General features: G+C 35.2%; 11 protein-coding genes. 10 read left to right on the top strand and 1 reads right to left on the bottom strand.

Translation table 11 applies throughout. From position 1 onward, the window contains the following. Positions 1-115 precede the first annotated feature (115 nt). The gene (locus D8M03_RS12815) at positions 116-871 is read left to right on the top strand and encodes a M15 family metallopeptidase (RefSeq protein WP_121215225.1); all 756 of its coding nucleotides are present in this window, start codon (positions 116-118) and stop codon (positions 869-871) included. 43 nt (positions 872-914) lie between these two features. On the opposite strand, the gene D8M03_RS12810 is transcribed toward D8M03_RS12815, so the two are convergent. After that, positions 915-1,862 (bottom strand): DMT family transporter, encoded by a 948-nt coding sequence (locus D8M03_RS12810; RefSeq protein ID WP_121215224.1) that lies wholly within the window; start codon positions 1,860-1,862, stop codon positions 915-917. A gap of 124 nt (positions 1,863-1,986) precedes the next feature. Here D8M03_RS12810 and D8M03_RS12805 point away from each other — a divergent pair, with 124 nt between their 5' ends. The 9 genes from D8M03_RS12805 (at position 1,987) to D8M03_RS12765 (ending at position 9,769) form a co-directional block, all read left to right on the top strand. Beyond that, on the top strand, positions 1,987-2,856 hold the full coding sequence (locus tag D8M03_RS12805; protein ID WP_121215223.1) for a LysR family transcriptional regulator: 870 nt from the start codon (positions 1,987-1,989) through the stop codon (positions 2,854-2,856). A 33-nt stretch (positions 2,857-2,889) separates the two neighbouring features. After that, a complete protein-coding gene (locus D8M03_RS12800) occupies positions 2,890-3,717 on the top strand; it encodes a MerR family transcriptional regulator (RefSeq protein ID WP_121215221.1) in 828 nt (275 codons plus the stop codon). A gap of 78 nt (positions 3,718-3,795) precedes the next feature. Next, positions 3,796-4,995, top strand: a complete 1,200-nt coding sequence (locus D8M03_RS12795) for an MFS transporter (RefSeq protein ID WP_121215220.1) — start codon at positions 3,796-3,798, stop codon at positions 4,993-4,995. A 308-nt stretch (positions 4,996-5,303) separates the two neighbouring features. Continuing rightward, positions 5,304-5,942: a nitrous oxide reductase accessory protein NosL gene (locus D8M03_RS12790; protein ID WP_121215219.1), complete on the top strand. Its 639-nt coding sequence runs from the start codon at positions 5,304-5,306 to the stop codon at positions 5,940-5,942. 30 nt (positions 5,943-5,972) lie between these two features. Continuing rightward, positions 5,973-7,304 carry a right-handed parallel beta-helix repeat-containing protein gene (locus tag D8M03_RS12785; RefSeq protein WP_170148449.1) on the top strand — a complete coding sequence of 444 codons (1,332 nt, stop codon included), beginning with the start codon at positions 5,973-5,975 and terminating at the stop codon, positions 7,302-7,304. Next, entirely contained in the window at positions 7,301-7,759 is a 459-nt protein-coding gene (locus D8M03_RS12780; RefSeq protein WP_121215216.1) for a nitrous oxide reductase accessory protein NosL, read from the top strand. The genes D8M03_RS12785 and D8M03_RS12780 overlap by 4 nt, the downstream gene beginning before the upstream one ends. After that, complete coding sequence (locus tag D8M03_RS12775; protein WP_245987585.1) at positions 7,756-8,568, top strand: ABC transporter permease; 813 nt, start codon at positions 7,756-7,758, stop codon at positions 8,566-8,568. The genes D8M03_RS12780 and D8M03_RS12775 overlap by 4 nt, the downstream gene beginning before the upstream one ends. Then, positions 8,565-9,251 (top strand): ABC transporter ATP-binding protein, encoded by a 687-nt coding sequence (locus D8M03_RS12770; RefSeq protein WP_121215215.1) that lies wholly within the window; start codon positions 8,565-8,567, stop codon positions 9,249-9,251. Before D8M03_RS12775 ends, D8M03_RS12770 begins: the two co-directional genes overlap by 4 nt. After that, positions 9,248-9,769, top strand: a complete 522-nt coding sequence (locus D8M03_RS12765; RefSeq protein ID WP_170148448.1) for a TlpA family protein disulfide reductase — start codon at positions 9,248-9,250, stop codon at positions 9,767-9,769. Before D8M03_RS12770 ends, D8M03_RS12765 begins: the two co-directional genes overlap by 4 nt. Positions 9,770-9,837: the final 68 nt, after the last annotated feature.

The raw sequence follows: 9,837 nt of genomic DNA, 5'->3' as shown, positions 1-9,837 counted from the left end.
TTGTCTCTACGTTTAATTGAATATACATTTCCAATCACCTCTAGATCAGTATGTATACCCCGAGCATTTTTGTACATTGTTATTCAAGCGGGAATGTACATATTTAAATTAGCATTTGTACTCAAGTTATTTCTTCTTTTATGAGGATTCATCAACAACAATAGATAATGAACTTTCGATACATGCCACTTCAAATACCATTTATAATGGAAATTTAATAGTAGTGAATAAGGATACAAAACTTCAACAGGATCCAACGAACTTAAATGTTATTCCTAAGAATTTCGCCAATAATGTTCTAATAGACTCTGATTATTATATTGAAGAGGGCATCCTGGAACCTTTACGACAAATGTTTCAGGCAGCTGAAGCAGACGGAATCTATCATTTCAGAGTAAATAGTGCTTATCGAGACGAACAATTACAAGCCCATTTATATGAGGAAAATGGCAGTGACTATGCTCAGCCTGCAGGATTTAGTGAGCATCAGACAGGACTGGCTGTAGATATTGGTTCAACTCAAGGGACAATGGATACTGCACCTGAAGCGACATGGCTTGCGGAACATGCAGCAGAGTTCGGCTTTATTTTACGTTATCCTGCACATAAAATTCATATTACTGGTATTTCATTTGAACCTTGGCATTACCGTTATGTAGGTTTGCCACACAGCATCATCATGCAGGAAAAGGACCTGACTTTAGAGGAATATATAACGTTTTTAAAACAAAAGAAAGAATACTCCCAAGAGGTAAATGGTGTAAATTATTTCATTCAGTATGTGGAAGAATTAACAAACCCCGAAGCCAATTATTTTGACATATCAGGGGACAATCAAAATGGCTATATTGTTACAACTATAGAGAACTAAAGAAAAAACGAATTCCAACCACAACGGAATTCGTTTTTTAATATTAATGTAAAACTTTAGACCCCTCAACCGACTGATTGAACTTTTTCCCCAAAATCGGTTTCTTAAATTTAAACTGAGCAATCAATACCCCGAGTAAAATCAGAATTGCTCCTACATATCCTTTTGCCGGTAGGATTTCGCCGATGAACATAAATGCGAATAGCGCGGCAAATACAGGTTCTAATGAAAAAATCAATCCTGTATGGGTTGGAGTTGTATGTTTTTGCGCGACCGCTTGCCCGATGAAACCAATGGCACTACATAATACACTTAATGCCATGATTGAAACCCATGCTTCAGAATTACTTGGAAGTTGTGGCTGTTCGAAAAGAAACGTGAAGATTAGCCCCCAAACCGCTGCAACACCTAATTGTAAAATTCCAAGAGTGATAGAATCTACATTTTTTGTAAATTTATCAGTGAAAATGATTTGTAATGCGTAACTTAGTGCACCTAAAATAATAATATAATCCCCAGTGTTAATGCTTAATTCGTGATTGAGTGTTAGTAGGGCAATCCCTATTACAGCAATTCCCACACCGAAAATCACCTTTTTCTCTGGCTTTACTTTGAAAAAAATCGCTAATAACATTGGGACAAATACCACAGAAAGACTAAATAGGAACCCAGCATTTGAAACCGTTGTATACTTTAATCCGAATGTCACAGCTGACATGACTAAAAATAACAGCGTGCCTAGAATAACCGCATAAAATAATGTTTTTAAATTGATCTGCATTATTCGTTTATAAAAGACTGCCCCAGCTAAGATAAAGGCGATGCCAAAACGTAATGCAACCATATTAAACTCTTGTATCGAATCAAGTCCCATTTTCATAAACAAATACGATGAACCCCAAAACATCGTTACAATTAACATCATGAAATTCGCTTTTAATTGCGTGTCGGAACCAAATAGATTGGCTTTTCTAGAAAAAATCCCCTTCATGTATTTCATCACCCATTCTTATACAGTTTGAACAATTTCAAGTATAATTGTAAAATAAGCATAAGAAAAATGAATGTTTTTAAATGTTAACATGAAAAGAATTCATGTATAAGGAGTGGTCACTTTGTCACTTGTAAAATATGAGATTTTTAGTACTGTTGTGGAATTGGGGAGCATTACGAGAGCAGGGGAAGTACTAGGGTTAAGTCAGTCTGCGGTAAGTCATGCCATTACGAGCTTAGAATCTGAATGGAATTTTACAATCCTAAATCGAGGACGCTCAGGAATCCAATTAACGAGTAATGGGGAGCGTGTTTTAAAATACATTCGTGAAATTCTGAAGTGGAATGAAGAAATGGCGCAAGAAATCGCAAATATCAATGGGCTGGAAATTGGGACAGTGCGGATTGGAACCTTTTCAAGTGTGTCTATTCACTGGTTACCAGAAATCATGAAAGTTTTTAATGAAAATCATCCTTTAATTGAAATTAAACTGCTTGAAGGGGATTATGATGACATCGAACGTTGGATCACAACGGGGTTAGTGGATTTTGGATTTGTGTCACTTCCAACATCCAAACATCTTGAGGCAATCCCTTTAAAAAAGGATAGAATGCTTTGTATTCTCTCCGCAGAACACCCCCTTGCTGAACAAGATGAAATCAGTTTTGAAAACATTAAAGAGGAACCTTTGATTAAGCCGAAAAAGGGGAGTGACAACGATCTGAACCGGATATTGAAGGAACATAAAATTACTCCAAATATAAAATTTGAACTGACCGATGACCAAGCGATGATTTCTATGGTTGAAAACGGGATGGGCATTAGTATTCTTCCTGAAATGGTGTTACATCGAATCCCAACGAAGGTTCGAGCGTTAAAAATAGAAGGAGAAAATTACCGTACTATTGGAATTGCTGCTACTTCTTTTAAAACCCTTGCGCCGGCAACGAAGAAGTTTATTCATTACCTGAAAACATGGTTAGGGGAGTAGGGGAAAGCATCATGCATATGAAGTGGGGATATAATGATGAAGAAAAATTATTTAACGGTGAGTGAATTATCAAAAATCGTCAATTTACCGGTGCGAACATTGCATTACTATGATCAAATTGATTTATTCAAGCCAGCGTACGTTGATCCAAAGACCAATTATCGCTATTATAGTGATTCACAAATTTATCAACTGGATTTAATTAAATCGTTAAAGTATATTGGCACACCGCTTGAAAGTATTAAATACGCACAGTCGTTAACCCTAACAGAATTACTCGACTTTTTATCTGAACAAGAACAAATTGTTGAACAAAAGGTGCAACGTATGCTGGAGGTACAACAAACGTTATTAAAAACTAAAGAGATGATTGCTGAACAAATTAACATACCAACATACAATGAAGTGTATGAAACAACGATACCCTCCCAACGTTTGATTGCTCTGAAAACAGAAAACCTAAATATCGAAAATATACCGAATGAATATATTAGTTCCCTCACAAAAATGGTCGAGCGAGAAGGAACAATTATTAGTAGAAAATATGGTGCGATATACGAGATGAAAGACTATCAAACCATCGACGAAATTTATTATGATTATCTGTTTACACCTTTATTGACAGAACGTTATGTGGAATTGATCCATGATGACGAACAAATACTGATTATGTCTGAAGGAAAGTATGCCAATATTGCATTTAAATACGAAAATGATGCACAGTATTTTCAAGCATATAAAAAGTTATTCGATGTAGTAAAAGAACCATTATCGCCTGTATATGATGTATTTATGCCGATGAATTACTCATCGACAGAACCAACACAATTCATCGTGGAACTAAAAGTAAAAATTAGTTAAAACTTTCCCTTGACCCTACAGTTGCTGTAGGGTTTATCCTTTGTTGTAACGTAAATCAGAAAGTAGAGGTTTTTCCATATGGAAAAGAAACAAAAAGTGACGCTCGCTTTGTTACTGATGAATTTATTTATAGCGTTTTTAGGAATTGGTCTTGTCATTCCAGTTCTCCCAACGATTATGAATGAGTTATCCATTAGTGGGAAAGTGGTAGGCTATTTAACAGCAGCGTTTGCGTTAACACAATTAGTCGTTTCGCCTTATGCAGGGAAGGCGACTGACCGTTTTGGAAGAAAAATTATGATTGTGCTTGGATTGTTCATATTCGGTTTTTCTGAATTCTTATTTGGATTAGGGAAAACAATCGAAGTATTATTTATTTCTCGTATTTTAGGTGGGGTTAGTGCCGCTTTCATTATGCCAGCAGTAACGGCATTTATAGTAGATATTTCAACGATTGAAACACGACCAAAAGCACTCGGTTTTATGTCAGCAGCAATTAGTACGGGATTCATTATTGGACCTGGTATTGGCGGCTTTTTAGCGGATATTGGAACGCGTGTGCCATTCTTTGCAGCTGGTGTCCTTGGCGTGGTGGCAGCCATTTTATCACAAGTTCTGTTAAGGGAACCAGAACGTGCAGAGGAGCAGGAGCAGGATACAGATACAGTCGGCAAGTCGAGTTTAGGTAAAATACTCATGCCGAAATTCCTTATTGCCTTTATCGTTATATTTGTCTCTTCCCTTGGTTTAGCAGCCTTCGAGTCATTTTTTGCACTATTTGCAGATCACAAGTTTGCATTTACACCAGGTGACATCGCCATTGCCATTACAGGGGGAGCGATTGTCGGAGCAATTTTTCAAGTCGTCGTATTTGACCGTCTGATGAAGAGCTTAGGAGAAATTAAATTAATTCAAATCAGTTTAATTTTCTCTGCGGCACTTGTTATGGCATCGACTATGGTAAGTTCCTATTGGATGATTATGATCGTGATGTTTACGATATTTATCGGCTTTGATTTAATTCGTCCAGCAGTGTCGACATATCTTTCCCGCATAGCAGGAAACGAACAAGGCTTTGTCGGTGGAATGAACTCATTCTTCACATCACTTGCAAATGTAATGGGTCCAATTATCGGAGGATTCCTATTTGATGTTGATATAGACTATCCGTTTTATTTCAGTACGGTTGTCATTATCGTCGGATTAGCGATTGCAATGATATGGAAAGATCCATCAGCGAAAAAACTAATAAACTATCAGAAAGAAACAACTTTCTAATTAGGTATCTGTAGTCAAGAAACTTGGCTACAGATTTTTTATTTTACTGAAAAAGTATATATATTGTTAGTATTTGGAAAATGGAACTGTTTCATCTAAGAAAGGGAAATTATGTTTAAAGGTATTCATTTGGGGAGATACTAAAGGTTATTGTACGGAATTACTATTTTGGATATAGATGTAAAGGTTATCGGTATGAAATACAACTTACATTTTTCAATTAAATTGTCAAACATCCTTCATTAGGATTTCACAACTTATTGATAGATTTAATGATGAAATTTATAAAATTTTTGGAGGATTATTATATGAAAAAAGTGATACTATCAATTCCAATTGTATTAGCATTATACGCTTGTGGAAGTGAGGAATCGAAACAAACAGAACACTCAGCTGAACCGATGCAAACACAAGAACAAAAAATAAGTAAAGTTGAAACAGAACAACAAGTTAATGATAATGCGACAAAGACAAATATTATAAAATTGGACAACCGTTTATCAGAGCCAACTGAAGATACGCATTGTTCTATGTGTAATATGAAAGTATATACAAAAGAGCATGAGATGGGTGTATTTTCTGCGCAAGCCATTAAACCTAATGGATCTGTTGTTTTTTATGATGACATCGGTTGTTTATTAAATGATGAATATGTAAACCAAGTTGATAATGAGAAATTTGTACGTGATTTTAATACATTAAATTGGTTAAATGTTGAGGATGCAATCATTGTAAAGACAGATTTAAGATCACCGATGAACTGGGGCTATATCTATTTTAAAACTTCAGAAGATGCAAATGCTTACGTGAAGGAACATAACAAAGCGAAGATAACACCAATCGCACAGGTACGTGAAGAGGCAATTGAGCGTCATAAAAATAAAAATGCACATAGCCATTCAAGTGAAGGGAATCAAATGGATATGAAAATGGGAGAAAACAACTGATCTGAAAATCATCATGAGTAGGTTATGCCAATGATAAAAATAATTAGAATTGCATTGATTAGTATGTGCTGTGCATTACTAATGATGCCATTCCAAGTGTTTGCACATACCCATCACCAAGAGTCGCCTATACCTAAAGCGAAACCTAATGTTCAAACAGGTGAAAAAAATACTTTACAAAAATTAATTGATGCTACAGAACCTGGAGGTACTTTACTTTTAGAAGGGCGTACATATCGAGGAACCGTTATCATATCAAAGCCAATAACGATTAAAGGCAGTAAGGATACGAAAATTGCTTCCTTGGATTCAGCTATCACAATTTCTAATACGAATAATGTCGTCATTGAAGATTTAATGATTCAAGCTGAAAATATCGCCATAATTGGAGAAAAAGTAGATTCGCTCCAGTTAAAAAATATTCAGGTGGAACAAAGGAAAGCAGGAATACAACTGACAAATAGTTCAGGGATTACTCTTAAGAATGTGGATATTACAGGAGAAGAAGGGCACTTTTCAACAAAAGGTCATGCCATTGCCATATATAAATCAAAGGGTGTTCAAGCAGCAGATTGTGATATTTGGCGTGTAATGGATGGTTTTTATTTAGAACAAGTTGATAATATAACTCTCAAAACCAATTCTATTAAAGAAGGGCGTTATGCTGTTCATTTAATGTATAGCGATAACGTGGAAGTAACCACAAATAAATTAGAGTCGAACATGACGGGTTTAATGATTATGGTTGCTAACAATGTATCAATTTATGAAAACCAAATTACGAAAAATAATACTCTGAATAGTTTAGGTGTATATTTGTACGATGATGAAGATGTTGATTTTCATGAAAATTTATTAAGTGAAAATACCGTTGCAATGTCGATCGAAAATACACAGAAGATGGAAGTTTCAAATAATGAGTTTTCTACAAATGGAACCGCCATTCAAGCAAAAAAATCAGAGACGCTACAACTAGTAGATAATCAATTTTTCGGTAATATTTTGACGATGCGGACAGACCAAAAGGGAGTACAATTACATCACAATTTTTATGATGACTACGCAGGTAAAGATTATGATGGTGATGGCATCGGTGATACGAAATATATAGCGACAAACTCATTTGGTCAATGGATGGTGCGAAAACCAGTGTATCAATATTTTATTGAGACACCGAGCGTCGTGATTTTAAATTTAATGGATACCGAAGTGACAGATGGTGATACTGCAATCCAAATTGATGAATCACCAATTGTCATGAAGAAAAATACAAGCCGAGATATTTCAATTAATGTTTGGCAGTTAGGGTGCAGTTTGGTTGTATTAATAGCAATTTTATTTGCAAGGAGAAAATTGAGATGAAACTTTGGAAATGGTTATGCCTATTGTTGTTTGTTTTCCTTTTAACTGCTTGTGGAGAAAAGGCATATAAACCGCGAGAGATTAATCCAGAAACAGATGTATGCCATATTTGTAATATGAGTGTGACAAGTATCGATTATGCTGCTCAAGTAGTGTTAAAAAATAACGACATTGTGGTTTTTGATGATTTAGGTTGTTTGATGGAATATATTAAACAAAACGGCGAACAAGAGATCGGTGCAGCTTATATTCGCGATATGAATTCAAGCAATTGGTTAGATATTAAAGACGCTAGCTATGTTTATTCAGCAGATTATTGGACTCCAATGAACTATGGGGTATTAGCTTTTGCTAGTGAACAAGAGGCAAAAGAATATATGAAAGAAAATCCTGGAGAAATCGTACCTTACGAAAACTTGTTAACCTTTAATTGGGGAGTACACGAACACGAATGAGTACGCAAATGATATTACTAGAATATAAACAACTTTTACGTAGCCGATGGATTCAAATTGTGACAATACTATTTGCAATTGTGTTCACAGCCATTTTAATGATTCAACATTTAGCCATGCCCGATACTACAGGATTCACGCGACAAACAGCTTCTTTACTAAATATTTTACTATTTTTACTTCCATTATTTATGCTTACAATCGGCAGCATGAATATTGCAAGTGATAAAGAATCAGGATGGTTAGGATTGTTACGTACCTATCCATTAAATATGGGAAACTATGTGCTGACTAAATATATTGCATTTTGTCTAGTTTTTTCAGGTATTTTTCTATTTGTTGTGACTATTGCTTTCTTAGTAGGTAGTTTTTTCGGTGGAATTAAATTACCATTATTTGCAATCGGAATTACCGCTATCATTATCCTTATTTTTAATGCACTTAGTATATTCGTTGGTAGTATTGCTAAAAGTAGATTACATGCTTTAGCACTTGGCTTAGGTGTTTGGTCGGTTGTGACGTTAGTATGGAATTATATCGTGATGGCTATTGGAACGATCACAGCGGAACATGTATTACAAAAAATTGTCATATTATCAATTCATATGAATCCGTTAGAATGGATTCGTTACGGATACTTTGTCTTTTCGAAACAAACTGCTGTATTGGGGCCTGCACTTTACGGAGTATCCAAGTTCTACACTTCGTACGTTGGTTTTTTATTTTTCCTTTTCATATCGCTGATGTGGATCGCGTTTTCATTACTAGGAGCTAAAATAATACTAACGATTAGAGGGAAAAGAGGATGACGGTTCAACTTCAACAAGTAACCAAAGCTTTTAAAAATGGTCGTGGTATATATGATGTTAGTTTTGACTTAAAACCAGGACGAATTACCGCATTGGTAGGTTCAAATGGGGCAGGGAAAAGTACGATAATCAATATTTTAATTAATTTATTAAAACCGGATAGCGGTAAAATTTTACGTGCAACTTCAGATGTAAGATATATGCCAGATGATATCGATTTTCCAGATACGTTAACTGCAGAAGAAATAATAAGATTTTTAGGTGAGCTGAAAAAAGTACCTTTGTCAGAGCAAAGCGAGCTTTTAAACAAAGTAGGCTTGCAAGATGCGAAAACAATGAAAATAGGTCAGTTTTCAAAAGGAATGCGTCAACGTTTAAATTTTGCGCAAAGTTTAATGGGAGAAAGTGAACTGTTTATTTTAGATGAGCCGACAAATGGATTAGATCCGTATTGGATTGCCCATTTGAAGTCGGTTTTAAAAGAAGAACGTGCCAATAACCAAATTATTCTTTTTTCTACGCATTTATTAAGTTTAGCTGAAGAAATTGCCGATCAAGTGATTTTGATCCATCATGGCCGTATATTAGCAACTGGTGAGATTCATCAATTATTAGAAGGAAATAATTGTACTACTCTTGAACAGTTATGGCTACAAATGACGAGACAAGAGGTTCAACAATGAAGAAATGGGTAATTCCTTTGTTGTTGTTAACTGCAATTGTTTATTTAATTCTTGAATTTATGGATACTTCACAAAAAGCAGAGTCTATTGAAAAGGCACGAACTATGCAAGCAACCGATTTTTCATTGCCTACTTTAAACGGGGAAGAACGAACTTTATCATCAGAAAAAGGGAAGGTCGTCATTATCAATTTTTGGGCTTCTTGGTGTAAACCATGTAAAATCGAAGCGCCTCATCTTCAAGCATTTTATGATAAACATCAAGAAGAGGTTGAAATTTTAGGTGTGAATTTGACAAAAAAAGATAGTAAAGCAGATGTTCAACAATTTGTAGACCATTTTGGTATAACATTCTCAATACTACTAGACCAAACTGGTGATGTAAGTACCATGTACGGAGCATTCACAATTCCAACGACGATCATTTTAAATAGGAATGGTGAAATTGTACATGAAATTGCGGGTCCCCTTGATACAGATTATCTTGAGAAACTAATACAACCAATTATCGAAAGTTAACTTTGTAAAATTCACAAAGCAGACCAATTGGAGACAAAAATACCTTCCTAAAAAGCAGGAAGGTATTT

It is taken from the genome of Ureibacillus endophyticus (assembly GCF_003628435.1).
Classification (GTDB): Bacteria; Bacillota; Bacilli; order Bacillales_A; family Planococcaceae; genus Ureibacillus; species Ureibacillus endophyticus.
Note: the sequence above shows the minus strand (reverse complement) of the source record. Positions and strands in the feature narration are given on the sequence as shown.